Origin of the sequence: Lysobacter luteus, assembly GCF_907164845.1 — a bacterium.
In the GTDB taxonomy this organism is placed as follows: domain Bacteria; phylum Pseudomonadota; class Gammaproteobacteria; order Xanthomonadales; family Xanthomonadaceae; genus Novilysobacter; species Novilysobacter luteus.
Map to the genome: position 1 here is coordinate 1,674,632 of NZ_OU015430.1, position 25,685 is coordinate 1,700,316.

At 68.5% G+C, this 25,685-nt stretch carries 27 protein-coding genes and 1 tRNA gene; 3 read left to right on the top strand and 25 right to left on the bottom strand.

Translation table 11 applies throughout. The features are described 5' to 3' along the window. Positions 1-4: 4 nt before the first annotated feature. The 14 genes from nuoK to tpiA all read right to left on the bottom strand — a co-directional run bounded on the left by nuoK (position 5) and on the right by tpiA (position 11,264). A complete protein-coding gene (nuoK, locus tag KOD61_RS07785) occupies positions 5-286 on the bottom strand; it encodes an NADH-quinone oxidoreductase subunit NuoK (RefSeq protein ID WP_215220334.1) in 282 nt (93 codons plus the stop codon). A gap of 32 nt (positions 287-318) precedes the next feature. Beyond that, the gene (locus KOD61_RS07790) at positions 319-975 is read right to left on the bottom strand and encodes an NADH-quinone oxidoreductase subunit J (RefSeq protein WP_215218157.1); all 657 of its coding nucleotides are present in this window, start codon (positions 973-975) and stop codon (positions 319-321) included. Positions 976-984: 9 nt separating this feature from the next. After that, positions 985-1,488 (bottom strand): NADH-quinone oxidoreductase subunit NuoI, encoded by a 504-nt coding sequence (nuoI, locus tag KOD61_RS07795; protein ID WP_215218158.1) that lies wholly within the window; start codon positions 1,486-1,488, stop codon positions 985-987. A 7-nt stretch (positions 1,489-1,495) separates the two neighbouring features. Next, positions 1,496-2,545, bottom strand: a complete 1,050-nt coding sequence (gene nuoH, locus KOD61_RS07800; RefSeq protein WP_407074585.1) for an NADH-quinone oxidoreductase subunit NuoH — start codon at positions 2,543-2,545, stop codon at positions 1,496-1,498. A gap of 14 nt (positions 2,546-2,559) precedes the next feature. Further along, a complete protein-coding gene (nuoG, locus tag KOD61_RS07805) occupies positions 2,560-4,791 on the bottom strand; it encodes an NADH-quinone oxidoreductase subunit NuoG (protein WP_215218159.1) in 2,232 nt (743 codons plus the stop codon). Beyond that, positions 4,788-6,140, bottom strand: coding sequence for an NADH-quinone oxidoreductase subunit NuoF (gene nuoF / locus KOD61_RS07810; protein WP_215218160.1), 1,353 nt, complete (start codon positions 6,138-6,140; stop codon positions 4,788-4,790). Before nuoF ends, nuoG begins: the two co-directional genes overlap by 4 nt. Positions 6,141-6,143: 3 nt before the next feature. Beyond that, positions 6,144-6,671 carry an NADH-quinone oxidoreductase subunit NuoE gene (gene nuoE / locus KOD61_RS07815; RefSeq protein ID WP_215218161.1) on the bottom strand — a complete coding sequence of 176 codons (528 nt, stop codon included), beginning with the start codon at positions 6,669-6,671 and terminating at the stop codon, positions 6,144-6,146. 43 nt (positions 6,672-6,714) lie between these two features. Continuing rightward, complete coding sequence (locus tag KOD61_RS07820; RefSeq protein ID WP_215220336.1) at positions 6,715-7,998, bottom strand: NADH-quinone oxidoreductase subunit D; 1,284 nt, start codon at positions 7,996-7,998, stop codon at positions 6,715-6,717. 50 nt (positions 7,999-8,048) lie between these two features. Continuing rightward, positions 8,049-8,786, bottom strand: a complete 738-nt coding sequence (locus tag KOD61_RS07825; protein WP_215218162.1) for an NADH-quinone oxidoreductase subunit C — start codon at positions 8,784-8,786, stop codon at positions 8,049-8,051. Then, positions 8,783-9,328 (bottom strand): NuoB/complex I 20 kDa subunit family protein, encoded by a 546-nt coding sequence (locus KOD61_RS07830; RefSeq protein ID WP_407074586.1) that lies wholly within the window; start codon positions 9,326-9,328, stop codon positions 8,783-8,785. Before KOD61_RS07830 ends, KOD61_RS07825 begins: the two co-directional genes overlap by 4 nt. Positions 9,329-9,366: 38 nt before the next feature. Beyond that, positions 9,367-9,723: an NADH-quinone oxidoreductase subunit A gene (locus KOD61_RS07835; RefSeq protein WP_215218164.1), complete on the bottom strand. Its 357-nt coding sequence runs from the start codon at positions 9,721-9,723 to the stop codon at positions 9,367-9,369. 101 nt (positions 9,724-9,824) lie between these two features. Then, positions 9,825-9,909: transfer RNA gene (locus KOD61_RS07840), tRNA-Leu, on the bottom strand. A 118-nt stretch (positions 9,910-10,027) separates the two neighbouring features. Continuing rightward, positions 10,028-10,465 (bottom strand): preprotein translocase subunit SecG, encoded by a 438-nt coding sequence (gene secG / locus KOD61_RS07845; protein ID WP_215218165.1) that lies wholly within the window; start codon positions 10,463-10,465, stop codon positions 10,028-10,030. A gap of 46 nt (positions 10,466-10,511) precedes the next feature. Continuing rightward, on the bottom strand, positions 10,512-11,264 hold the full coding sequence (gene tpiA, locus KOD61_RS07850; RefSeq protein WP_215218166.1) for a triose-phosphate isomerase: 753 nt from the start codon (positions 11,262-11,264) through the stop codon (positions 10,512-10,514). Between tpiA and KOD61_RS07855 the strand changes: the two genes are divergently transcribed. Beyond that, positions 11,263-11,865 carry a DNA-deoxyinosine glycosylase gene (locus KOD61_RS07855; protein ID WP_215218167.1) on the top strand — a complete coding sequence of 201 codons (603 nt, stop codon included), beginning with the start codon at positions 11,263-11,265 and terminating at the stop codon, positions 11,863-11,865. The genes tpiA and KOD61_RS07855 overlap by 2 nt on opposite strands. Before the next feature lie 8 nt (positions 11,866-11,873). Here KOD61_RS07855 and KOD61_RS07860 read toward each other — a convergent pair whose 3' ends face one another. From KOD61_RS07860 to prmB, 11 genes are all read right to left on the bottom strand, one after another. Then, complete coding sequence (locus tag KOD61_RS07860; RefSeq protein ID WP_215218168.1) at positions 11,874-12,815, bottom strand: isopenicillin N synthase family dioxygenase; 942 nt, start codon at positions 12,813-12,815, stop codon at positions 11,874-11,876. Positions 12,816-12,881: 66 nt separating this feature from the next. Continuing rightward, positions 12,882-14,225 carry a phosphoglucosamine mutase gene (gene glmM / locus KOD61_RS07865; RefSeq protein WP_215218169.1) on the bottom strand — a complete coding sequence of 448 codons (1,344 nt, stop codon included), beginning with the start codon at positions 14,223-14,225 and terminating at the stop codon, positions 12,882-12,884. Between the two features lie 15 nt (positions 14,226-14,240). Beyond that, a complete protein-coding gene (accD, locus tag KOD61_RS07870) occupies positions 14,241-15,131 on the bottom strand; it encodes an acetyl-CoA carboxylase, carboxyltransferase subunit beta (RefSeq protein ID WP_215218170.1) in 891 nt (296 codons plus the stop codon). 65 nt (positions 15,132-15,196) lie between these two features. Continuing rightward, positions 15,197-16,024, bottom strand: a complete 828-nt coding sequence (gene trpA, locus KOD61_RS07875) for a tryptophan synthase subunit alpha (protein WP_215218171.1) — start codon at positions 16,022-16,024, stop codon at positions 15,197-15,199. 25 nt (positions 16,025-16,049) lie between these two features. Continuing rightward, positions 16,050-17,264 carry a tryptophan synthase subunit beta gene (gene trpB / locus KOD61_RS07880; RefSeq protein ID WP_215218172.1) on the bottom strand — a complete coding sequence of 405 codons (1,215 nt, stop codon included), beginning with the start codon at positions 17,262-17,264 and terminating at the stop codon, positions 16,050-16,052. Positions 17,265-17,346: 82 nt separating this feature from the next. After that, on the bottom strand, positions 17,347-18,006 hold the full coding sequence (locus KOD61_RS07885; protein WP_215218173.1) for a phosphoribosylanthranilate isomerase: 660 nt from the start codon (positions 18,004-18,006) through the stop codon (positions 17,347-17,349). Continuing rightward, the gene (gene truA, locus KOD61_RS07890) at positions 18,003-18,851 is read right to left on the bottom strand and encodes a tRNA pseudouridine(38-40) synthase TruA (RefSeq protein WP_215218174.1); all 849 of its coding nucleotides are present in this window, start codon (positions 18,849-18,851) and stop codon (positions 18,003-18,005) included. Before truA ends, KOD61_RS07885 begins: the two co-directional genes overlap by 4 nt. Before the next feature lie 4 nt (positions 18,852-18,855). Continuing rightward, positions 18,856-20,709, bottom strand: coding sequence for a type IV pilus assembly protein FimV (locus KOD61_RS07895; protein ID WP_251370548.1), 1,854 nt, complete (start codon positions 20,707-20,709; stop codon positions 18,856-18,858). A gap of 97 nt (positions 20,710-20,806) precedes the next feature. Beyond that, entirely contained in the window at positions 20,807-21,823 is a 1,017-nt protein-coding gene (locus KOD61_RS07900; protein WP_215218175.1) for an aspartate-semialdehyde dehydrogenase, read from the bottom strand. 110 nt (positions 21,824-21,933) lie between these two features. Further along, the gene (gene aroC / locus KOD61_RS07905; RefSeq protein ID WP_215218176.1) at positions 21,934-23,034 is read right to left on the bottom strand and encodes a chorismate synthase; all 1,101 of its coding nucleotides are present in this window, start codon (positions 23,032-23,034) and stop codon (positions 21,934-21,936) included. Between the two features lie 44 nt (positions 23,035-23,078). Then, positions 23,079-24,026, bottom strand: coding sequence for a 50S ribosomal protein L3 N(5)-glutamine methyltransferase (gene prmB, locus KOD61_RS07910; protein WP_215218177.1), 948 nt, complete (start codon positions 24,024-24,026; stop codon positions 23,079-23,081). A 144-nt stretch (positions 24,027-24,170) separates the two neighbouring features. Here prmB and KOD61_RS07915 point away from each other — a divergent pair, with 144 nt between their 5' ends. Together KOD61_RS07915 and asd are read left to right on the top strand one after the other, a co-directional pair. After that, on the top strand, positions 24,171-24,818 hold the full coding sequence (locus KOD61_RS07915) for an SCO family protein (RefSeq protein WP_215218178.1): 648 nt from the start codon (positions 24,171-24,173) through the stop codon (positions 24,816-24,818). 24 nt (positions 24,819-24,842) lie between these two features. Continuing rightward, complete coding sequence (gene asd, locus KOD61_RS07920) at positions 24,843-25,685, top strand: archaetidylserine decarboxylase (protein ID WP_215218179.1); 843 nt, start codon at positions 24,843-24,845, stop codon at positions 25,683-25,685.

Sequence of the window (25,685 nt, forward strand, 5' to 3'; positions counted from 1 at the left end):
CGGCTCAGCCCTTCATCGTGTCGATTTCGGCGACGTTGATCGTGCGCCGGTTGCGGAACAGCGTGACGAGGATCGCCAGGCCAATGGCAGCCTCGGCGGCGGCGACGGTCAGGATGAAGAACACGAACACCTGGCCGGCCGGGTCGCCGAACTGCCGCGAGAACGTCACGAAGTTGATGTTGACTGCGAGCAGCAACAGCTCCAGGCACATCAGCAGGACGATGACGTTCTTGCGGTTGATGAAGATGCCGGCAACGCTGATGCAGAACAGCGCGGCGCCGAGCATGAGGAAGTGGCCCGGGGTCAGGTCAAACAGGGTCACGGCTTCACCTCCACGTCGGACGCGGATCCATCGAGCGAACGCGGCGGCTGCGGCGGCGGCGGGCGGACGGCATCCACCTTGACCATGCGCAGGCGGTCACCGGCGCGCACCCGCGCCTGGTCACCCGGGTTCTGGTGCTTGGCGCCCTCGCGACGGCGCAGGGTCAGCATCACAGCGGCGATGACGGCGACGGTCAGGATCACCGCGGCGGTCTCGAACGGCAGCAGGAAGCGGGTGAACAGCGCCTCGGCCAGCCACTTTGTGTTGGAGATGCCTGCCGTCGGGTCGTCGGCCAGCGGCGTGCCCAACTGGACCTTGACCCCGATCAGCACCAGCATCTCGACGAGCATCACCACCGCGACCAGCAGGCCGACCGGCAGGTAGCGCACGAAGCCCTCGCGCAACGGCGCGACGTCGATGTCGAGCATCATCACGACGAACAGCAACAGCACCATCACCGCGCCGACGTACACCAGCACGAGCGCCACGCCGAGGAACTCGGCCCCGGCGATCAGCCACACGCAGGCGACGGAGAAGAAGGTCAGCACCAGCGACAGCGCGGCGTGGACCGGGTTGCGGACGCTGATCACGCCAATGGCCGCGGCAACCGCCGTCAGGGCGAACAGGAGGAATGCGATGAAAGCGAGGTCCATGGCGGGCACTCAGCGGAAGGGCGCGTCGGCGGCGCGGCGTTCGGAGATCTCGGCCTCGAGCCGGTCCCCGATCGCCAGCAACTGCGGCTTGGTGACGATGTTCTGTCCGCGCTGGTCGAAGTGGTATTCGTGGATGTGCGTCTCGACGATCGAATCCACCGGGCACGACTCCTCGCAGAAGCCGCAGAAGATGCACTTGAACAGGTCGATGTCGTAACGCGTGGTGCGGCGGCTGCCGTCCTCGCGCTTCTCCGAGTCGATGGTGATCGCCAGGGCCGGGCACACCGCCTCGCACAGCTTGCAGGCGATGCAGCGCTCCTCGCCGTTGGGATAGCGGCGCAGCGCATGGATGCCGCGGAAGCGCGGCGACTGCGGCGTCTTCTCCATCGGGTACATCAGCGTGTACTTGGGCTTGAACAGGTACTTGAGGGTCAAACCCATGCCCTGCAGCAGCTCGATGAGCAGCAGGCTCTTGAAGTACGAAACGATTCGGTTTGGCGCGCGGTTGCTCATCTCAGTCTCATTGTCCCGGCAGGAACACGCCGTAGTACGCCATCAACGCGGCGACGACGATCCAGGCGATCGACAGCGGGATGAACACCTTCCAGCCCAGCCGCATGATCTGGTCGTAGCGATAACGCGGGAACGTCGCACGGAACCAGACGTACGCGCTCGCGAAGAACACCACCTTGGCGAACAGCCACCACCAGCCGTCGACCGACAGCAGCGGGATGCCCCAGCCCTGGAACGGGCTGAGCCAGCCGCCCAGGAAGAAGATCGCGACCAGGAAGCTGATCAGGATCATGTTGGCGTATTCGGCCAGGAAGAACAGCGCGAACGATGCGCCCGAGTACTCGACCATGTGGCCGGCGACGATCTCCGACTCGCCCTCGACCACGTCGAACGGCGCGCGGTTGGTCTCGGCGACGCCGGACACGAAGTACACGACGAACAGCGGCAGCAGCGGCAGCCAGAACCACTCGAACAGGCCGCCATTGCCGGCCTGGGCCATCACGATCTCGCTCAGGTTGAGGCTGCCGGCCGCGACCATCACGCCGACCAGGGCGAAGCCCATCGCGATTTCGTACGACACCATCTGCGCGGCGGCACGCATCGCACCGAGGAAGGCGTACTTCGAGTTGGATGCCCAGCCGGCCAGGATGATCCCGTACACGCCCAGCGAGGTCATCGCCAAGAGGTACAGCAACCCGGCATTGGCATTCGACAGCACCAGCTGGGCGTCGAACGGCACCACCGCCCACGCCGCGAACGAGGGCACCAGCACGATCAGCGGCGCAAGCCGGTACAGGAACGGCGATGCGCTCGAGGGCTGGATGACTTCCTTGAACAGCAGTTTGAAGACATCCGCGAAGGTCTGCAGGATGCCCATGCCGACGTACATCGGCCCGTGGCGGGAGTGCATCCAGCCGATCAGCTTGCGCTCCCACAGCACGTAGAACGCGACGGCGATGATCACCGGCATCACGATGAGCAGGATCTTCAGCACGATCCAGGCGCCCTCGCCCAGCATGCCGAAGGACAGGAAACCGTCGTGGATCGCGTCGATCATGCCCGACACCATGCTCAAGCCCTCCCCGCCTGCACGCGTCCGGCGGCAAGCGGCGCGGTTGCGCCATGGCCGCTCTCGACCCACACCGTCCCGCGCGCGACCTTGTCGCTCGCCGAGACCGGCAGCGTCGCCGTTCCCTGCGCGGTGGTGAACTTCCCGGTGGCGCCGTCGGCAAGCCCCAGCCCGTCGAGATCGGCGGGATTGACCATCGCGCGCGGCGCCTGGTTCAGCGGATGCGCCTGCAGCGCTGCCGCCCGACGGACGACCGCGTCGCTGCGGTAGATGCCCATGCTAGAGGCCAGTTCGATGCCCTCGCCCGCCGGTTGCACTGCGCGGCCGGCGGCGACGGTGACATCGCGCTTGGCAACGCTGGCACGGAGGCCGACCAGGTCGGTGAACTCGAAGCCGTCGGCCTGGAGCAGGCCGCCGAGTGCACGCAGCACGCGCCAGCCGGCGCGCGCCTCGCCCGGGAGCTTGCCACCCGCCACCACGACCTGCTCGCGCCCGTCGAGGTTGGTCAGGGTCGCATCCACCTCCGGCAGCAGGCCGATCGGCAGGATCACGTCGGCCACGGCGCGGGTGGACTGGCAGGCGAACGCGCTGAACGCGACGACCTGGGCACCGCCCAACGCCTTCATTGCGCCGCCGGTATCCGCGAAGTCCAGGCCCGGCTCGATGCCGTAGATCACGTAAGCGGTGCGCGGCTCGGCAAGCATCCCACCGGCGTCGAGACCGGTTGGCAGCACGCCGTGGTCCGCCAGGCCAACCGCGTTCGCACCCTGCGGAATGCGGCACAGTGCCGCCCCCGTGGCCCGCGCGAAGTCGGCCGCCGCCGCGCGGATGGTGGCGGCATGCACACCGTTTTCGGCCAGTGCGCCGACGATGACCACCGCCCGCGTCGCAGCCGTCGCGGCCTCACGCAGCGCGGCATCGTCCAGCGCACCGGCGATCGCGGACGGCGCCACGATCTGCTTGCCGGCGAGGTCGAAGGTCTGGTCGAAATCGACCGGATTGACCACGTGCACCTTGGCGCCGTTCATCCACGCCTTGCGCACGCGGGCATTCACCAGCGGCAGCTCGTGGCGCAGGTTGCCGCCGACGAGCACGACCAGGTCGGCCTTCTCGATTTCGGCGACCGGCATCGCGAAGTTTTCGGCGATGGCGGCGTCGGACAGGTCGTGCTGCGAAATGCGGTGGTCGATGTTGCCCGTGCCCAGCGCGTCGGCGAGGCGGGCAAGCAATACGCCCTCCTCGTTAGAGGTCGCCGGATGGACCAGCATCCCGAGCCGGTCGGCGCCGTTCTCGCGGAGGATCTTCGCCGCGCGCGCGAGCGCTTCATCCCAAGATGCCTCACGCCACTCGCCGCCATCCTTGACCATCGGCGCGGTGGCACGGTCGTCGGCGTACAGGCCCTGGTGGGAGTAACGGTCGCGGTCCGACAGCCAGCACTCGTTGACCGCGTCGTTGTCGCGTGGAACCGTGCGCAGGACCTGGCCCCGGCGCACGTGCAGGAACAGGTTGCTGCCCAGCGCATCGTGGTAGCCCAGCGACTCGCGGGCCAGCAGCTCCCACGCGCGCGCCTTGAACTGGAACGGCTTGTTGGTGAGTGCACCGACCGGGCACACGTCGATGACGTTGCCCGACAGCTCGGTGGTCAGCGGCTTGCCGTCATACGTGCCGATCTGCAGGTTCTCGCCGCGGTACATGCCACCGAGCTCGTAAGTGCCGGCGACTTCGGCCGTGAAACGCACGCACCGGGTGCAGTGGATGCAGCGGGTCATTTCGGTCGCCACCAGCGGACCGATGTCCTCGTCCGGCACCGAACGCTTGCGCTCGACGAAGCGGCTGACCGACCGGCCGTAACCCAGCGACAGGTCCTGCAGCTCGCACTCGCCGCCCTGGTCGCAGACCGGGCAGTCGAGCGGATGGTTGATCAGCAGGAACTCCATCACGTTGCGCTGCGAACCCAGCGCCTTGTCGCTGCGCGTGGAGATCTTCATGCCGTCCATGACCGGCGTGGCGCAAGCCGGCGCCGGCTTTGGCATCTTCTCGACCTCGACCAGGCACATGCGGCAGTTGGCCGCGATGCTCAGCTTGTCGTGGTAGCAGAACCGCGGGATCGGGATACCGGCCTTGTCGGCGGCCTGGATGACCATCGAGCCCTTGGGCGCGTACATCTCGACGCCATCGATGTGGATGGTGACGTGGTCGGCAGGCACGTTGGGGTTTTCCGGCTGCGCGCTCATGCGGCCTTCTCCACGATGCCGGCGGCCTGGTCATCGACAAGGAACCGCTTGTTCACGATCGCGTACTCGAACTCGGGGCGGAAATGGCGCAGGAAGCCCTGCATCGGCCAGGCGGCGGCTTCGCCGAACGCACAGATGGTGTGGCCCTCGATCTGGCCGGCCGCGGTGCGCAGCATCTCCAGGTCGTCCAGGGTTGCTTCCATGTTGGCGATGCGGCTCACCATGCGGTACATCCAGCCGGTGCCTTCGCGGCACGGGGTGCACTGCCCGCAGCTTTCCTTGAAGTAGAACCGCGCAATGCGCTGGCAGGCGCGGACCATGCAGGTAGTGTCGTCCATCACGATGACCGCGCCCGAGCCGAGGCCGGAGCCGGCCTTCTGCAGCGCGTCATAGTCCATCGTAAGACCCATCATGGTCTCGCCCGGCAGCACCGGCATCGACGAGCCACCGGGAATCACGCCCTTGATCCGGCGGCCTTCGCGCATACCGCCGGCCATCTCCAGCAGGTCGGCGAACGGCGTGCCCAGGCGTATCTCGTAGTTGCCGGGGCGGGCGACGTGGCCCGACACGGAAAACACCTTCGCGCCACCGTTGTTGGGCTTGCCCAGGTTGAGGAACCACTCGGCGCCGTTGCGGATGATCGCCGGCACGGACGCGTAGGTCTCGGTGTTGTTGATCGTGGTCGGCTTGCCGTACAGGCCGAAATTGGCCGGGAACGGCGGCTTGAAACGCGGCTGGCCCTTCTTGCCCTCCAGCGACTCCATCAGCGCGGTTTCCTCGCCACAGATGTAGGCCCCGGCACCCAGCGCGTTGTGGATGTCGATGTCCACGCCGCTGCCGAGGATGTCCTTGCCCAGCCAGCCGTTGGCGTAGGCCTCGCGGGTCGCCTCTTCCAGGTGCTCGAACGGCTCGTGGTGGAACTCGCCGCGCAGGTAGTTGTAGGCCACCTTCGTATTGGTGGCATAGCACGCGATCGCCAGGCCCTCGAGGACGGCGTGCGGGTTGTAGCGCAGGATGTCGCGGTCCTTGGCGGTGCCCGGCTCGGACTCGTCCGAGTTGCACAGGATGTACTTCTCGCCGTCGTGCTTGGGCATGAAGCTCCACTTCAGGCCGGTCGGGAAGCCCGCACCACCACGCCCGCGCAGGCCGGACTGCTTGATCATCTCGATGATCGCCGCGCGGTCCATCTTCTCTTCGATGATCTTCCGCAGCGCGCTGTAGCCGCCGGTCTTGAGGTAGTTGTCATACGACCACGGCTTGTCGAAGTGCAACGTCGTGTAGACGACGTTGTGCTCCTGCGGCGCCGGGCCGACCGGGCCGTAGCCCTTGCTGTAATCGTGGTGCCCCATGCCCTACTCCAGCCCGTCCAGCAGCTCGTCCACCTTCGCGGTGTCGAGCTTCTCGTGGTAATGGCCGTTGATGACGACGACCGGCGCGCCGCAGCATGCGGCGACGCACTCTTCCTCGCGCTTGAGGTACACGCGTCCGTCGGCAGTGGACTCGCCGAGCCGGCAGCCGAGCTTCTTCTCGGCGTGCGCGACCAGGGCCTCGCCACCGTTGAGCCAGCAGCTGATGTTGGTGCAGAACGCAACGTTGTTGCGGCCGACCTGCTCGGTCTCGAACATCGAGTAGAAGCTGGCGACCTCGTACGCCCACACCGGCGGGATCGACAGGTACTTGGCGACCGCGGCGATGATCTCGTCGCTCAGCCAGCCGCCGTTCTGCTCCTGCGCGGCGTGCAGCCCCTGCAGCACCGCCGAACGCTTGCGGTCCGGCGGGAACTTGGTCAGCCAGTGGTCGATGTGCGCGCGGGTCTTGTCCGACAGCGCCACCATCGGGTCGACGTGCTGGCAAGCCTCGAAATTTCCGGTCGCTTTCATTTCTTCAATAGGTCCTCAGCCGATCGCCCGTCGTCCCGCGGGATCAGCGGTCGATCTCGCCGAATACGACGTCATAGGTGCCGATCATCGCCACCACGTCCGCCAGCATGTGTCCCTTGACCACCGTGTCCATCGACGACAGGTGGGCGAACCCGGGCGCGCGCAGCTTGACCCGGAACGGCTTGTTGGCGCCGTCCGAGATCAGGTAGCAGCCGAACTCGCCCTTTGGCGCCTCGACCGCGCAGTAGGTCTCGCCGGCCGGGACGCAGTAGCCCTCGGTGAACAGCTTGAAGTGGTGGATCAACGCTTCCATGTCGTCCTTCATCTCCTCGCGGGAGGGAGGCGCGACCTTGTAGTTGTCGACCATCACCGGGCCGGGGTTGGCCTTCAGCCACTTCACGCACTGCTTGATGATGCGGGTCGATTCGCGCATTTCGGCCACGCGCACCAGGTAGCGGTCGTAGCAGTCGCCGTTGGTGCCGACCGGAATGTCGAAGTCGACCTCGGCGTACTTCGCGTACGGCTGCATCTTGCGCAGGTCCCAGGCGACGCCGGAGCCGCGGATCATCGGGCCGGACATGCCCCACGCCTTGGCGGTCTCGGGACTGATCACGCCAACGCCAACGGTGCGCTGCTTCCAGATGCGGTTGTCGGTGAGCAGCGTTTCGTACTCGTCGACCCGGTTGGGGAAGTCGTCGCAGAACGCATCGAGGTAATCGAGCAGCGAACCCTCGCGCCAGGCGTTGAAGCGCTTGAGATCCTTGCCCTTGCGCCACGGCGACTCGCGGTACTTCGACATGCGGTCGGGCAGGTCGCGGTAGACGCCGCCGGGACGATAGTAGGTCGCGTGCATACGCGCGCCAGAGACCGCCTCGTAGCAGTCCATCAGTTCCTCGCGCTCGCGGAAGGCGTACAGGAACACCGCCATCGCGCCGAGGTCGAGGCCGTTGGAGCCCACCCACATCAGGTGGTTCAGGATCCGGGTGATCTCGTCGAACATCGTGCGGATGTACTGCGCACGCTCGGGCGCCTCGATCCCCATCAGGGTCTCGATCGCGCGCACGTAGGCGTGCTCGTTGCACATCATCGACACGTAGTCGAGCCGGTCCATATAACCGATCGACTGGTTGAATGGCTTGGACTCGGCCAGCTTCTCGGTGCCCCGGTGGAGCAGCCCGATGTGCGGATCGGCACGCTGCACGACCTCGCCGTCCATCTCCAGGATCAGTCGCAGCACGCCGTGCGCGGCCGGGTGTTGCGGGCCGAAGTTCAGGCTGTAGTTGCGGATCTCGGCGCTACGCAGGCCGGAGGTGTTCACCAGCGGCATCTCGCTGGCCGGCGGCGGCACCTGCGCCGCGGCGCCATTCACTGGCGTGCTCATGGCTTCACCTCGCGTCGCTGTGCGGACTCCCGCGCGGAGGTTTCGTAGCGCGCGTCGTCACGGATCACGCGCGGCACGAGCACGCGCGGCTCGATCGAAACCGGCTCGTAGATCACGCGCTGCTTCTCGGCGTCGTAACGCACCTCGACATTGCCGATCAGCGGGAAATCCTTGCGGAACGGGTGGCCGACGAAACCGTAGTCGGTGAGGATGCGACGCAGGTCCGGATGGCCCTCGAACACGATGCCGTAGAGGTCGAACGCCTCGCGCTCGAACCAGTCGGCACCCGGCCAGATCGATGTGAGCGAGGACACCACCGGCAGGTCGTCGTCGGCAGCGAACGTGCGAAGACGCACGCGCAGGTTGTGCTCGACCGACAGCAGGTGTGCGACGGCGGCAAAGCGGCGCTCGGGTACCGCGGCGGCGCCATTGGGCGACTCGCCCCAGACGAAACGCCCGGGCCCCTTGCCCTCGACGCCACGCGAGAAACCTTCGGATGACACGTCGGTATCCCACTCGTCGGCGCCGTAACCGAGGTAGTCGACGCCACTGACATCGACCAGGGTGTCGAAGCCCGATTCGTCGCGCAGCGCAGTGGCCGTGGCGAACCAGTCGGCGGGTTCGACGTCCAGGGTGACCTCACCCCGAGGCTGGACGACGCTGACCACGCCGTCCGGGAAACGCGCGCGCAGGCGGTCCGCAAACTCCGTCGGATTCATGGCTTCGCTGCTCATCCGCGCATGCCCTGCCGGTTCTCGCCGAAGTTGGTGCCGCGGCGGATCTTCTTCTGCAGCTGCAGGATGCCGTACACCAGCGCTTCGGCCGTCGGCGGGCACCCGGGCACGTACACGTCCACCGGCACGATCCGATCAACGCCACGCACCACGGAATACGAATAGTGGTAATAGCCGCCGCCATTGGCGCAGCTGCCCATCGAGATCACCCACTTCGGATCGGGCATCTGGTCGTAGACCTTGCGCAGCGCCGGGGCCATCTTGTTGACGAGGGTACCGGCGACGATCATCACATCGGACTGGCGCGGCGACGGGCGGAAGACCACGCCGTAGCGATCCAGGTCCAGGCGCGAAGCGCCCGCGTGCATCATCTCGACCGCACAGCACGCCAGGCCGAACGTCATCGGCCACATCGAGCCGGTCCGCGCCCAGTTCCACAGGGTGTCCAGGTTGGTGGTGACGAAGCCCTGCTGCAGCAGCGGGTTGTCGCCATCGGGACGCAGGATGTCGTCGAGCCGCCCTTCCGGGACCGGGTTGTGCATCAGGCCCGAGACGCGATCGCCCAGAGTCCGGGTCTCGCTCACTCCCATTCCAGCGCTCCCTTCTTCCACACGTAGATGAATCCGAGCAGCAACATGCTCGCGAAGATGCCCATCTCGATCAGGCCGACCATCCCGAGATCACGGAACACGGTCGCCCACGGCACGATGAAGATGATTTCCAGGTCGAAGATGATGAACTGGATGGCGATGAGGTAGTAGCGCACGTCGAACTGCATGCGCGCGCTCTCGAACGCCTCGAACCCGCATTCGTAGGGCGACAGCTTTTCCAGGGAGGGGCGCTTGGGCCCGAGGGTGTTGCCCACCACGAGCAGGGCGACGCCGATGACGCTGGCGACGATCAGGAACAGCAGGGTCGGCAGGTATTCGGCCAGCACTTGTGTTCTCTCGGCTACGCCGCGTTGCCGCGGCCTTGGCTCGGCGGCATCGATCGTGCCGCGGTCGGCAGGGGATGCCGTTCTTTTTGTGAATGCTGGAGTGGTGCCCAAGGGGGGACTCGAACCCCCACGACCTAAGCCGCTACCACCTCAAGGTAGTGCGTCTACCAATTCCGCCACCTGGGCACATGATCCAGCCATCTTCCTGATCGGGCAGCCCATCGCTGAGCTGCCGGTTACGGTCATCATGACCGGACCCCCGACTTCCTTGCCGGGCGTCTAAAACACATTGTATCGCGTCGCGTTACTCGCCAGCAGGATCGGACGGTGCCGATTCCGGCGTTTGCGATGCGGTATCAGCCGCAGGAGCGGCCGGGACCTCCGCGCTCGCCGCCGGCGCGACCTGCGCGGCCGGTGCGGTCGGAACCGCGGCATCGCCCTGCGGAGCGGCCGGCGCCACCGGCACCTGCGACATCACGCCGAGATCGGTCCCCTGCCCCCCGACCTGGCTGCGATCGGTCGCGTGCCAGGCCATGAACAGGCTGATGGCGAAGAACACGATGGCAAGCCACTTGGTGGCCTTGGTCAGGAAGCTCGATGCGCCACGCGCGCCGAAGACGGTCGCCGAGGCGCCGCCACCGAAACCCGAGCCAGCCTGCGCACCCGCGCCGCGCTGCATCAGGATCAGCGCGACCATGGCGATCGCGACCAGCACATAGATGACGTTGAGGAACAACAGCATCGCGAAAAACTCTTGGATAGGTCGGTGACGGGAAACCCGTAACCGGTCAGGGCGCCGCCGCGGCTGCGATGGCGTTGAAGTCGGCGGCCACCAGCGAGGCGCCGCCAACCAGGCCGCCATCAACATCGGGCTGTGCGAACAGCTCCGCGGCGTTGTCGGCCTTCACGCTGCCGCCGTACAGGATCGGCAGCGAGCCAGCGATTCTAGCATCGTACGCAGCGATTTCGCTACGGATGAAGGCGTGGACTTCCTGCGCCTGCGCGGGGCTGGCGGTCTTGCCGGTGCCGATCGCCCAGACCGGCTCGTAGGCGACGATGGCGCCGTCGAAAACTTCGACGCCGTGCGCCAGCAGCGGTGCGAGCTGCTTCTCCAGCCGCCACCAGGTCTGGTCGTCCTCGCGCTGGCTGAGGGTCTCGCCGACGCAGAAGATCGGCGTCAGCCCGGCCGCCTTGGCCGCAATGAACTTGGCGGCCACCATCTCGCTGGTCTCGCCGTGGTACTGGCGGCGCTCGGAATGACCGACCAGTCCGTAGCGGGCGCCGACGTCGACCAGCATCGCCGCGGAGACCTCACCGGTGTACGCGCCCTTCTCGTTGGCGCTGACATCCTGCGCACCGAACGCCATCCCACGCGCGCCGTATGCGTGGACGAGTTCACCCAGGTACGGCATCGGCGGCAGGATGATGCGCTCCACGCCGCCCGGCGCTTCCACGGCCGCGACAGCATCGAGCAGCTCACCGGCGAACCGACGGTCCCCGTGCAACTTCCAGTTTCCCGCGACGATCCTGCGACGAGCCATGACGCACCCAGACGATGAAAGCCGCGATTCTAGCGCAGACGTCCTGCAAACGGGCCGGGCGGTCGTGCCTGAAGGGCCCTCGCAGGGGCCGGTGGTGTGCAGTTTTCCGCCGATCGTCGGACCCGGTGCGCGGGTCCTGATCCTGGGCAGCATGCCGGGCGTGCGTTCGTTACAGGCGGGCCGCTACTACGCGCACCCGCAGAACCGCTTCTGGCCTTTCATGACGACACTGCTGGGCATGGCACCGGACCTGCCCTATGCCGCGCGCTGCCGCCGCGTGGTCGAGGCCGGGATCGCGGTCTGGGACGTGCTGGCAAGCTGCGAGCGGGACGGCAGCCTGGATTCGGCCATCCGCGACGACACCGCGAAGCCGAACGATTTCGACGGCTTCCTCGCCGAGCGGCCCGGCATCCACACGCTGCTGTTCAACGGTGCAAAAGCCGAAGCGGGCTTTCGCAGGTTCGTGATGCCGGCAGTACCGGTGGCCGATCTCACGTTGCGGCGGCTGCCCTCCACCAGTCCGGCCAACGCGTCGCAGCGCACCGATGCCAAGCTCGCCGCCTGGCGCGCCGCGCTGGTCGAGGCCGGGGTGATCGGTTAAAGGCGCGCCTACTTCAGCTTGATCTCGCGCAGCCGCTCGTCGAGGTAACCCTGCGCCGTGATCGGCTCCGGGTAGCGACTCGGATTGTCGGCGGTGACGCACGAGGGCAGCACGTCGATCACGAAGTCGGGGTTGGGATGCAGGAAGAACGGCGTTGAATACCGTGGCTGGCGCGCCTTCTCGCCCTGGGGGTTGACCACCCGATGCGTGGTCGAGGGATACACGTGGTTGGTCAGGCGCTGCAGCATGTCGCCGATATTGACCACGATGGTGTCAGCGTCCGCGGTAAACGGGACCCATTCCCCCGCGTGCGAGCGCACTTCCAGCCCTTCTGCGCTGGCCCCCACCAGCAGGGTGATGAGGTTGATGTCCTCGTGCGCGCCCGCGCGTTCGTTCGGTATCTCAGGCGCGGTGATCGGCGGGTAGTGGATCGGCCGCAGGATCGAGTTGCCGCAGTCGGTCTTGTCGGTAAAGAAGTCCGCCGGCAGGCCGATGTGCAGCGCCAGCGCCGACAGCACCCGCGAACCCAGCTGGTCGAGCGCGGTGTACAACCCGTAGGCGACCTCGCGGAACTCCGGGATCTCCTCCGGCCACAGGTTCGGCGGCATGACGTCGGCGTAGCGCGAGTCGCGCGGGATCTCGCGACCGACGTGCCAGAACTCCTTGAGGTCGAAATGCGTCGCGCCCTTGGCGGTCTCCACGCCGAAGGGGGTGTAGCCGCGGGCGCCGCCGCCGCCCGGCACGTGGTACTTGCGCTTGACCTCGTCGGGAAGCGCGAAGAAGCGCTGGAACACGTCGTAGGCGGTGTCGATCTGCCCGGCGGGAATCCCATGCCCGCGGATGCCGGCGAAGCCCCATTCTCGGTAGGCCGCGCCCAGTTCGGCGACGAAGGCGTCGCGATCGCCTTCGAAACGGCGGATATCCAAGGTCGGGATGCGGGACGGGGTCATGCGGGGACTACCACTGAGAGGGACGGGAATTATCGGTCGGGGAAGCTGTACGGCACGCTGCAGTCGTCAGCCGGCCGCGGCACGCACCGCGTCGGCGAGCCGGTCGAGCTGGGCTTGGACAAGATCGCCGTCGTCTGCCTCGACCGTCACCCGGACCACCGGCTCGGTGCCCGACGGGCGCAGGAAGGCGCGGCCCCTGCCCTGCACCGCGGCCTGCACTTCGGCCAGTACGGCGCGAACGGAGTCGGCTTCGGCCGGCCTCGCGCCATTGGCGAACCGCACGTTCACGGTGCGCTGCGGCACCTTGACCAGCCCGGCCAGCGCCTCGCGCAGCCCGATACCCCGGCGCGAGAGCACCTCGAGCACCTGCAATGCGCTGACGATGCCGTCGCCGGTGCTGGCCCGGTCCAGGCACAGCAGGTGGCCTGATGCCTCGCCGCCCAGCGTGCCGCCGTTGGCGACCAGCTGCTGGTGGACATGGCGGTCGCCGACCTTGGCACGGATGAAGCCGATACCGGCCTGCGCGAACGCCTGCTCCAGCCCGAAATTGGTCATCAGCGTACCGACGACGGGGCCCTGCAACCGGCCGCTCGCCTGCCAGTCGCGCGCAAGCACGTACAGCAGGTCGTCGCCATCGCAGACCGCACCACTGCGGTCGACGAACATCACCCGGTCGCCGTCGCCATCGAACGCGATGCCCAGATCGGCGCCGGTTTCCCGCACCCGCGCCGCCAGCGTCTCCGGTTGGGTTGAGCCCACCTTGTCGTTGATGTTGAGGCCATTGGGATCCACCCCGATCGCGTCGACCTGGGCGCCGAGCTCGCGCAGCACCAGCGGTCCGATCTGGTAGGTCGCGCCGTTGGCGCAATCCATTGCGATCTTCAGGCCGCCGAGGTCGAAGCCCTTGGGCACCGAGTTCTTGCACGCCTCGACATAACGGCCAATCGCGTCGCGGGTGCGCACCGCCTTGCCGAGCTGCTCGGACGGCACGGTCCGGAAGGGCTCTTCCAGCGCGGCCTCGATCGCCAGCTCGGTGGCGTCGTCGAGCTTCTCGCCTTCGGCCGAGAAGAACTTGATGCCGTTGTCGAAATGCGGGTTGTGCGAGGCGGAGATGACGATGCCACCATCGGCCCGCAGCGAGTGCGTGAGGTGGGCCACCGCCGGCGTCGGCATCGGTCCCATCAGCTGCACGTCCACGCCGGCCGCGACCAGCCCGGCCTCGAGCGCGGCCTCGAACATGTAGTTCGAGATCCGGGTGTCCTTGCCGATGATTACCACCGGCTTGCGCCAGGCGTTGCGCGACAGCGCATGGCCGTAGGCATTGCCCAGGCGCAGCACGAAATCGGCGGAGATCGGACCTTCGCCGACCCGGCCGCGGATGCCGTCGGTTCCAAAATACTTGCGTGTCATCGGTGTTCCCTGGTGTCAGCCGGCGATCTCGGCGTCGTCTTCCGGTTGCGGCTGTTTCATCATCAACGCGAGCAGCTGCGACAGGCGGTCGCGCATTTCGCGCCGGTCGCAGATCTGGTCGATCGCGCCGTGCTCGAGCAGGAACTCGCTGCGCTGGAAGCCTTCGGGCAGGGTCTCGCGGACGGTCTGCTCGATCACGCGCGGGCCGGCAAAGCCGATCAGCGCCTCGGGCTCGGCGATGTTGATGTCGCCCAGCATCGCCAGCGACGCCGACACGCCACCGGTGGTCGGGTGGGTCAGCACCGCGATGTACGGCAGGCCGGCGGCGCGCAGGCGGCCCAGCGCGGCCGACGTCTTGGCCATCTGCATGAGCGAGAACAGGCTCTCCTGCATGCGTGCACCACCGGTCGCGGTGAAGCACACCATCGGGCAGCCCAGCTCGAGGGCAGTCTCGGCGGCGCGGGCGAAGCGCTCACCCACGACCGAGCCCATCGACCCGCCCATGTACGCGAAGTCGAACGAGCATGCGACCAACGGGCGCTGCTTCAGCGTGCCCTGCATGGCGATCAGCGCGTCGCGCTCGCCGGTGGACTTCTGGGCAGCCTTGATGCGGTCCGAATACTTCTTCTGGTCCTTGAAACGGAGCACGTCGGTCGGCCCCAGCGCGGCGCCGATCTCGCTGGTGCTGCCCGGGTCCAGCAGCGCCGCAAGGCGTGCGCGGGCGCGGATCGGCCGATGGTGGCTGCACTTGGGGCAGACCTCGAGGTTCTCCTCGAGCTCGGGGCGGTAGAGCACCGCGCCGCAGCGGTCGCATTTTTCCCACAGGCCTTCCGGGACGCTGCGGCGCTTGGCGCTCGCGTTGTCGGTGCGGATGCCGGACGGCATGAGTTTCTTGAGCCAGGACATGCGTTGGGTGTTCTTCCGTTCAGGCCATGCGGGTGACCGCGGTCGCGGCGGTCGAGCGGATCAGTTTAGCGCAGGGGCTTGCCGGGCAAGGCCGCGGCGTCCAGCGCTGCCCTCAGGGGGGACAGGAAAGCAACTGCGCGGGCGGCGGCGTCGCGGTCATCGCTGGCATCGGCCATCGCCTGCACGAGTGCGCTGCCCACCACTACGCCGTCGGCCGACGCGGCCATGTCGACCGCGCTCGCGGCATCCTTGATGCCGAACCCTGCGACCACCGGTACCGGCGAGCGCTCGCGCAACACTGCAAGGCGGCCGCCGGCGTGACCGGCATCGAGGTGGTCGGCGCCGGTCACGCCCGCATAGCTCACGTAGTACAGGTAGCCCGACGCCTGGTCGCACAGCGAGGCCATGCGTGCGTCGGAGCTGGTCGGCGCGGCCAGCAGGATCAGCGCGACACCGTGCGCAGCGAACGCGGCGCGGAATTCGGCGGCCTCCTCCGGCGGCAGGTCGACCAGCAGCGCGCCGTCGACCCCGGCTTCCGACGCGGCGCTCGCGAACGCTTCCGGTCCACGGATCTCGACCGGGTTGAGGTAACCCATCAGGACCACCGGCGTCTCCCGGTCCTGCTTGCGGAACTCGCTTACGTACCCGAGCACCTGGCCCATGCCGACGCCGCGCGACAGCGCGCGCTCGGAACTACGCTGGATCGTCGGGCCGTCCGCCATCGGGTCGGAGAACGGCACGCCGAGCTCGATCACGTCAGCGCCGGCTTCCACCAGCGCATGCATGACCGGGACGGTGGCGGTGGCCGACGGATCGCCCGCGGTCATGAACGGAACCAGTGCCTTGCGGCCGGCCGCGCGGAGTGCGGCGAAACGGGATTCGATGCGTGTCATGCCGATTGCCTTGCGGGGACTGAAGTCAAAACACCAGCCCGTCGCGGGCGGCGATGGTGTGGACATCCTTGTCGCCACGACCGGAGAGGTTGCACAGCACCAGCGCGTCGCGCGGCATGCCGCGGGCGAGCTTGATTGCCTGGGCGATGGCGTGGCTGGACTCCAGCGCCGGCAGGATGCCCTCGGTCCGGGTCAACCGGTGGAAGGCCGCGAGGGCCTCGTCGTCCGTCACGCCGACATACTCGGCGCGCCCCGTGTCCTTCAGGAAGGCATGTTCGGGACCGACGCCGGGGTAGTCGAGCCCGGCCGACACCGAGTGGGTCTCGATGATCTGGCCGTCGTCGTCGCACAGTACGTAGGTGCGGTTGCCGTGCAGCACACCGGGACGACCGGCCGACAGCGACGCGGCGTGGCGTCCGCTGCCCACGCCCTCGCCGGCCGCCTCGGCGCCGACGATGCGCACGCCGGCATCGTTGAGGAAGGCGTGGAAGATGCCGATGGCATTGCTGCCGCCACCCACGCACGCGGTGACTGCGTCGGGCAGGCGCCCGTACTCGGCGAGCATCTGCGCGCGCGCCTCGCGGCCGACCACGGCGTTGAAGTCACGCACCATGCGCGGGTACGGGTCCGGGCCGGCGACGGTGCCGATGATGTAGAAGGTGTCGGCGACGTTGGTCACCCAGTCGCGCATCGCCTCGTTCAGCGCGTCCTTGAGCGTCGCCGAACCGCTGCTGACCGGCACCACGGTGGCCCCCAGCAGCTTCATGCGGTGGACGTTGACCTTCTGCCGCTCGATGTCGGTCGCGCCCATGTAGACCACGCATTCGAGCCCCAGCCTTGCGGCCACGGTGGCCGATGCCACGCCGTGCTGGCCGGCGCCGGTCTCGGCGATGATTCGTGGCTTGCCCATGCGGCTGGCGAGCAGTGCCTGGCCGATGGTGTTGTTGATCTTGTGCGCGCCCGTGTGGTTCAGGTCCTCGCGCTTGAGCAGGATCTGCGCGCCGCCGGTTTCATCGCTGAGCCGACGCGCGTGGTAGATCGGGCTGGGACGGCCCACGTAGTGCGCCAGGTCGCGCTCGAATGCTCCGACGAAGGCGGGGTCCACGCGGGCGGCATCGTAGGCGTCTGCCAGTTCCTGCAGCGGCCCCATCAGGGTCTCGGCGACGAAGCGACCGCCGAACCGGCCGAAGTGGCCGGCAGCGTCGGGATAGGCGTGGAAATCGATCGGGTCGGGCGACATGTCGGGCAATTCCTGGCCTTGCGGCCGATGGACGGCGCCGCAACGCAGGCGATCGCGCCGCGCTCGGGCCTTCAGGGGAGGATCAGTCGAGTACGTGGCAGTCGGCGCGGCGCACTTCCTCGACGAACCGGCGCATCTTGTCGCCATCCTTGAGGCCGGGTGCGCTCTCGATGCTGGTGGATACGTCGACCGCCCAGGGGAGCGTGGCGATGATCGCGTCGAAGACGTTGTCGGCGGTCAGCCCGCCTGCGAGCACGTAGGGCTTCTGCACGCCCGCCGGGATCCTTCCCCAGTCGAACGTCTTGCCACTGCCGCCCGCGCCCCCGGCGGAATGGCTGTCGAACAGGAACCCGGCCGCGCCCGGATAGCGCGTGTGCAACGCGGCGGGATGCTGCTGGGCGAGCTCGCCGCCCATCGGGATCGCCTTCAGGTACGGCACGCCGAATCCACGGCAGAAAGCGTCGTCCTCGTCGCCATGGAACTGCAGCAGGCTCGGGCGGATCTGGCGGACGACTTCGCGCACTTCATCGACCGGGTTGTCCATGAACAGCGCGACCGCATCGACCAGGGGAGCGAGCGCCTGGCGCATGGCGCGCGCTTCCTCGGGTTCGATGCGACGCGGACTGTTGCGCGCGAACACGAATCCGATCGCATCGGCACCCAGCTCGCAGGCCAGGCGGACGTCACCCGGGCGGGTGAAGCCGCAGAACTTGATGCGGGTACGGAACAGGATACGGTTCACAGCTCGACCTCGGCGGGGAGACCCCATTGTGCAGGGTAGCGCGGCCCGAGGAACACCAGACCGGCCGACGGTGCGGTCGGTCCGGCAACGGTACGGTCGCGCCCGGCGAGCAGGTCGCCGAGCCATTCTTCGGGCTGCTCGCCGCGCCCCACCGGCAGCAGGCTGCCGACGATGTTGCGGACCATGTGGTGCAGGAACGCATTGGCCTGCACCTCCACCGTCACCACGTCGCCCTGGCGCTCTACCGCGATGAACTGCAGGTCGCGCCGGGCGTGCGGCGCCTGGCAATGGACGGTGCGGAACGCGGAGAAGTCATGCTCGCCGACCAGTGCCTGGGCGGAGCGGTGCATGGCCGCTGCATCAAGCGGTCGACGCTCCCAGCTCAGGTATTGCCGTTGCAACGCGGGGCGGACCGCGCGGTTGAGGATCGAATAGCGGTAGCGACGGGCGCGTGCGGAGAACCGTGCATGGAAGTCATCGGCCACCGGCACGCACCAGCGCACGCAGACCGACGGCGGCAACCGGCTGGTCGTGCCGAGCACCCAGCCACGCACGTCGCGTTGGGCCGGGCCGTCGAAATGCACGACCTGGGCCGAGGCATGCACGCCGGCGTCGGTACGGCCAGCGCACACGACTTCGACGCCCTCGCCGGCCACGAACGATAACGCCTGCTCCAGCGCCGCCTGCACCGTGGGTTCGCCGCGGCGTTCGGGCTCACCGGGTTTGTTGAGCCGCTGCCAGCCGGAGAATTCGCTGCCGTCGTATTCCACGCCCAGCGCGAAACGGCGCCGCGCCGGCGATGCCCCGGACGGTCGGGGCCTGGACGGTACTGGTTCGGCAGGCACGTCGTCAGTCGAACTCGCGCAGCATCCGCGCGGCCTGCTGACGCGCGGCCAGGTCACCGTGGATTACCACCTCGTCGAGCAACTGCCGGGCGCTGTCGCGGTCGCCAAGGTCAAGGTAGGCGCGCGCCAGTTCCAGCCGCTCCTGTCCGGGTGCCTCGGAATTCACGGGCTCGACGTTGTCATCGGCCACGGCACCGTCTACCGGGGATATGGGCGCCACGCCCGGACCCTTGGCCGATGACGCGGCGTGCCACGTCGGCACGCCGGACGACGGCAACGGATCCTGCGACGAAACGGTGCGCGGTTCGCGCAATGGCGACGGTGCGACGGCGACCGCAGGGGCCGGGGGCGGCGGAGTGGCCACCGCAGGTGCTTCCGTCGGCACATCCACCGGCTGCGGCGACGAAGCCCGCTCGGCGAAAGCTGCCGCAAGCGGCGAAGGTTCAGGCGCCACCGGCCGGAAGGACGGCGTCCGGACCGGACGGCGCCGCATCCACCAGCCCGCCAGCAGGGCGAGCACCAGCAACGCCGCCCCGCCCAGCACCCACGGCAGGCCCGATGCGCGCGCGGCCTGCTCGGCGTCGCCGACTTGGGCCAGGCGCTGCTGCACGGCATTCAACTCGTTGTCCTTCATCTCCAGCAGCTTCTGCTGGTCGGACTGCAGCTTCTCGAGTTCGGCGACGCGGCTTTGCAGCTCGGTCAGTTCGGCGTCGCGCGCGGCCAGGGTCTCGCGCGTCTGTTGCAGTTCCTGTCTCATCGTGTCGCCCTCGCCGCCGGCACTGGTGCCGGACTGGGTCCCCGCCTGCGACGCGTCACTTGCGCCGGGCGGGACAATTTCAAGCCGTGCATCGGCGGTTGTGGTCGGACTGGCGGCGTTCGCCACGCCCTCCGCAGCGGGCGCGGCGTCGCCGGCAGCGGTGTCGGCCACCACCGGCTGCGGGGTCGGCGCGCGCGCGGCACGCCAGGCACGGGTCTGCTCGCGGACCTGGGCCATGGCCTGGGCCATCGACGTGGCACGCACCTCGTCGGCCTCGGGAACACGCAGCACCACCCCCTGCTTGAGCAGGTTGACGTTGCCGTTGATGAAGGCGTCCGGATTGGCGTTGAGCAGCGCGATCATGGCCTGGTCGAGGTTCACGCCCAGGTCGAGGTCGCGCGCGATCTGCGACAGCGTTTCGCCACTGCGCACCTCGCCGTAGCGGGTCGGTCGCGCTGCCGGTGCCACCGGTGTGGCGACCGGGGCCGCGGCTACTGGCGCCGGGCTGGGCGCGGTCGGCTGGATCGCGGAAGGATCCGGGGCTTCCACCGGGATCGGCGTCGCGTCGGCCGGAGCGGCGCCCGGCTCGGCCGCCATTCCCTCGTCCGGCAGCGGCTCCGGCGCAGGCGACGGTTCGCGCACGATCGTGTTGGATGGCGCCACTTCGGGCGCCTCGATCGGCGGTTGCAGCGGCGCCGACACGGTCCGCGGCGTATCCAGCAGGGCCGAGTACTCGCGGACCAGCCTGCCCTGCCCCCAGTCCACCTCGACCAGGAAGGTCAACAACGGCTGCTGGATGGGCTCGCTGCTGGTGACACGGATGACCGGCCGGCCGCGCGCGTCGAGCGCAGAAACAAACTGAAGGTTCGCCACCACGCCCTGGGGCGGCTGCAGGCCAATGCGGGCGAAGGTCTCGGGCGAGGCGAGCCCGGCGCGCAGGCGCTCGAGCTCACCCGGGTCGTTGGAAATGATCTGGATCTCGGCCACCAGCGGCTCGCCGAGCTTCGACTTCAGTTCCAGTTGGCCCAGCCCCAATGCGGCCGCCGAGCTGCTGGCCAGAGCCAGCGCCAGTGCCAAGGCGGTTTGCGCGAATCGGTTCACCGGTGCTCCTGCTGCATCCCCTGGCGCGACTCTAGCGACCAGCGCGCGCCCCGGCAATGCGATCCCGTCGCTTTTTCAATGTCTTGCGACACATTCATCAGCGTTCCGCGAGCACCAGTTCGGCCAGTTGCACGGCATTGAGGGCGGCGCCCTTGCGGATGTTGTCGGCCACCACCCACAGCGCCAGCCCGCGCGGGTGGGAGATGTCCTCGCGGATCCGCCCGACGTAGACCGGGTCGTTGCCCGACGCGTGGGTGACGGGCGTGGGGTAGCCGCCAGGCTCGGGCGTGTCGACGACCTCGAGTCCGGGCGCGGCCGCCAGCAAGGCGCGGGCGTCCGCGGCGGACAGCTTCTCGCGCGTTTCCAGGTGGACCGCCTCGGAGTGGCCGTAGAACACCGGCACCCGCACCACGGTGGCGTTCACCGCGATGCTGTCGTCGCCGAGGATCTTGCGCGTCTCCCAGACCAGCTTCATCTCCTCGGTGGTGTAGCCGTTGTCGCAGAAGTCGCCGCCATGCGGAATCACGTTGAACGCGATCTGCACCGGATAGACCTCCGGACGGGCCTCCTGGAAATTCAGCATGCCGGCGGTCTGCCGACCCAGCTCCTCCAACGCGCGCCGCCCGGTGCCGGAGACCGACTGGTAGGTCGCCACGTTGATGCGCTCGATGCCGACCGCGCGATGGATCGGCGCCAGCGCCACCAGCATCTGCATGGTCGAGCAGTTGGGATTGGCGATGATCCCGCGCGGACGGTCGCGCGCCGCATCCGGGTTGACCTCGGCGACCACCAGCGGCACGTCGTCGTCCTGCCGGAATGCCGAGGAGTTGTCGATCACCACCGCCCCGGCCGCCGCGAACTTCGGCGCGTACTCCCTCGAGACGCTTCCGCCGGCGGAGAACAGCGCGATGTCGATCCCGGCCGGATCGAACGTGGCCAGGTCCTCGACGACAATCCTGCGGGCGCCGAACTCGGCTTTTTCGCCGGCCGAACGCTCGCTCGCCAGCAGGTGCAGTCGGTCGATCGGGAAGTCGCGCTCGGCGAGGATCTTCAGCATGGTCTCGCCGACGGCCCCGGTGGCTCCGACGACGGCTACGTTCACGGTCCTTCTCATTTCTATTCCTGGCTGGTCGAGGGGGTGGCTGGCGACGCCGCCGCGATTTATCCGCGACCGTGGCAGCCGGGTGCAACCGCGCAAGGGCGACGTACGCCCGCTGCACAGGATCAGGGTTTTCGGGCCGGGATGCGCGGATCGACATCGCCGACGTCACCGCACTGGGCGCGATGGCGCAGGGCCTGGTCCATCAGCACCAGCGCGACCATGGCCTCGCAGATCGGCACGGCGCGGATGCCGACGCAGGGGTCGTGGCGGCCGGTGGTGACCACTTCGACCGGCCGGCCATCGGTGTCGACGCTGTCGACAGGCAGGCGCAGGCTGGAAGTGGGCTTGAATGCGACCGAGCAGCGCAGCGGCTGCCCGGTGCTTATGCCGCCCAGAACGCCGCCGGCGTGGTTGGAGGCAAAGCCCTCGGGCGCGATCGGATCGCGGTGTGCACTGCCGCGCTGCGCCACCGAGGCGAATCCGTCGCCGATCTCGACGCCCTTGACCGCGTTGATGGACATCAAGGCCCCCGCGAGCTCGCCGTCGAGCTTGCCGTACACCGGCTCACCCCACCCCGGCGGCAGGCCGGTGGCGACCACGTCCACGCGTGCACCGACCGAGTCGCCGGACTTGCGCAACGCGTCCATGTACGCCTCCAGCTCCTGCACCTGCGGCGCGTGGGGCCAGAAGAACGGGTTACCTTCGACGACACCCTCGTCGAACCCCGCCGGCACGACGTCGCCCAGCTGGGACAGCCAGCCGCGCACGGCCACGCCATGGCGCTGGGCCAACCACTTCCTGGCGATGGTGCCGGCGGCCACCCGCATCGTCGTCTCGCGCGCAGAGGCCCGGCCGCCACCCCGCGGGTCGCGGATGCCGTACTTCTGCCAGTAGGTGTAATCGGCATGTCCGGGCCGGAACTGTGCGGCGATGCGATCGTAGTCCCGGCTGCGCGCGTCGGTGTTGCGAACCAGCAGTGCGATCGGCGTGCCGGTGGTCAGCCCCTCGTAGACACCCGACAGGATCTCCACCTCGTCAGCCTCGCGCCGTGCCGAGGTGTGGCGGGTGCGACCGGTGGCCCGGCGCTCCAGGTCGTGGCGGAAGTCTTCGGCGGCCAGCGGCAAGCCCGGCGGGCAACCGTCGACCACGCAGCCGATCGCCGGCCCGTGGCTTTCGCCAAAGGTGGTGACCGCGAACAGTTTTCCGAAGGTGTTGCCGGCCACGGAGGGTTCCCGACGTTAGGGATGCAGGGCGTTGCGGAGCGATCTCAGCCGCGGCTGGCGGCGAGTTCGGCAATCCTCGCATGGTGCTCGACCAGGTCGGCGCGCTCCACCACGAAGATGCCCATCTGGCCGACCTTGAACTCCACCCAGGCCAAGGGCAGCTCCGGCAGCAGCGCGACCAGTGCGTGTTCGGCCTCGCCGACCTCGCAGATCAGGAGGCCATCGTCGGACAGGTGCGCCGGCGCGTCGCGCATGATCCGCAGCGCCAGGTCGAGTCCGTCGTCGCCGGCGCGCAGGCCCAGCTCGGGCTCGTGGGCGTACTCGGCGGGCAGCGCGTCGGTCTCGTCATGGGTGACGTAGGGGGGATTGGTGACGATCAGGTCGAACACCTCGCCCTGCAACCCGTCGAACAGGTCCGACTTGCGGAACGACACGTTGCTGGCGTGCAGCCGCGCCTTGTTCTCCGCCGCCAGTGCCAGTGCGTCGTCGCTGATGTCGATGCCGACCACCTCCCAGTCCGGGTGGTGGTGGCCGGTGGCGATCGCGATGCAACCCGACCCGGTGCACAGGTCCAGTGCGCGTGATACCTCGCGCCCGCCGAGCCACGGCTCGAACCCGTTCTCGATCAGCTCGGCGATCGGCGAGCGCGGCACCAGCGCGCGCGGGTCGGACTTGAAGCTCAGCCCGGCAAACCACGCCTCGCCGGTCAGGTAGGCCGCCGGGATGCGCTCGTTGATACGACGCTCGAACAGCGCCAGCACGCGCGTCTTCTCCTCACGGCTGACGCGCGAGGCGCCATACACCGGGCTAAGGTCGTGCGGCATCGACAGCGCGTGCAGCACCAGCTGGGTGGCTTCGTCCAGCGCGTTGTCGTAGCTGTGGCCGAAGGTAAGCCCGGCCTCGGCGAAACGGCTGCCGCCGAATCGGATCAGGTCGATGATCGAGACCTGCTCGAAGGTGGTGTCGGCAAAATCGGCGCGCTGAGTGGCCATGGCGGTCGGGGTCGGCGCATCCGGCGGTCAGGCTGGTGCGCACCAGGGAGGCGGAGGGCCGCCGATTATAGCGGTCGGCGCTCGGTATCATGGGCGGCATTGCCCGCACGCGTACTGCGCCCGGGCGTCGACTGCAGGCCCGCCATGTTCAACCGCACCACCCTCGTCATCCTGATCGCCGCGGTCGCCGCCGGGCTCGGCCTGCTGGCATCGCAGAAGTACTTCGGCGCGCAGCCGGTGCCGGGCTGGCCGCAGACCCAGGCGGTGCGGCTGTTCCAGCCGGCGCGCGAGTTGCCCGAGTTCAGCCTGCGCCAGTCCGACGGCACCCAGCTGGTGCCGGGCGAGCTGCACGGCCACTGGACGCTGGTGTTCCTGGGTTTCACCCACTGCCCGGACGTCTGCCCGATGACGCTGGCGCAGATGTCGCAGGCGCAGAAGCAGTGGGAGTCGATCCCGGAAGCGATCCGCCCGCGCGTGCTGTTCGTTTCGGTCGATCCCGAGCGCGACAGCCCCGGTCGGATCGGCGAGTACGCCCACGCCTTCCACAAGGACACCCTGGCTGCCACCGCCGATGTGCCGGCGCTGGAGAAGTTCGCCGCCTCGCTGAGCATGGTGTTCGCCAAGGTGCCGCCGGCCGACGGAGAGCCGGACGACCAGTACTCGGTCGACCACAGCGCATCGATGGCGCTGCTCGACCCGCAGGGCCGGATGTCGGGCCTGGTGCAGCCGCCGTTCGACCCCAACCTCATCGCCGCCGACCTCGCCGCGCTGACCGAAGCCGCCGCGCCCTGACCCGGTGCCGCGCAGGAACCCCCGATGAGCCTGAGCACCAAACTCACCTACGCGCTGCCTCACCGCCTGCTCTCCTCGCTGGCGCGCCGGCTGGCCTACTCGGACCACCCGCGCGTGCGGCGCTGGCTGATCGACAACGTGACCCGCCGGTTCGGGGTCGACCTGTCGGAGGCGTCACAGTCGGATCCGGCCGCCTACCCCACCTTCAATGCGTTCTTCACCCGCGCGCTCCGGCCGGGCGTACGCGTGGTCGATCCCGACCCGCGCGCGCTGGCCATGCCGGCCGACGGCCGCATCAGCCAGTGCGGGGCGATCGAGGCCGGCCGGATCTTCCAGGCCAAGGGGCAGTCTTTCACCGCCGCCGAGCTCCTCGGCGATGCCGATGCCGCCCGTCCGTTCGAGGAAGGCCTGTTCGCCACCGTCTACCTGTCGCCGAAGGATTACCACCGGGTACACATGCCCTGGACGGGCACCCTGCGCGAGACCGCGCACGTGCCCGGCCGGCTGTTCAGCGTCGGACCGGCGGCGGTGCGCCACGTGCCGCGCCTGTTCGCGCGCAACGAGCGGCTGGTCTGCCACTTCGATACCGACTTCGGCCCGATGGCGGTGGTGATGGTCGGTGCCTTGCTGGTGTCGGGCGTCGAGACGGTGTGGTCCGGCGAGGAGATTCCGGCCTACGGCAGCCGGGTGACCGTCCGCGATTACCGCGGCGAGGACATCACGCTGGAGCGGTTCGAGGAAATGGCGCGGTTCAACTACGGCTCCACCGTGATCGTGCTGCTGCCGCCCGGGGTCGCCGAGCTCGCACCGGGCCTGTGCGCCGAGTCGGCGGTCAAGCTCGGCCAGCGGCTGGCCACCCGGATCTGA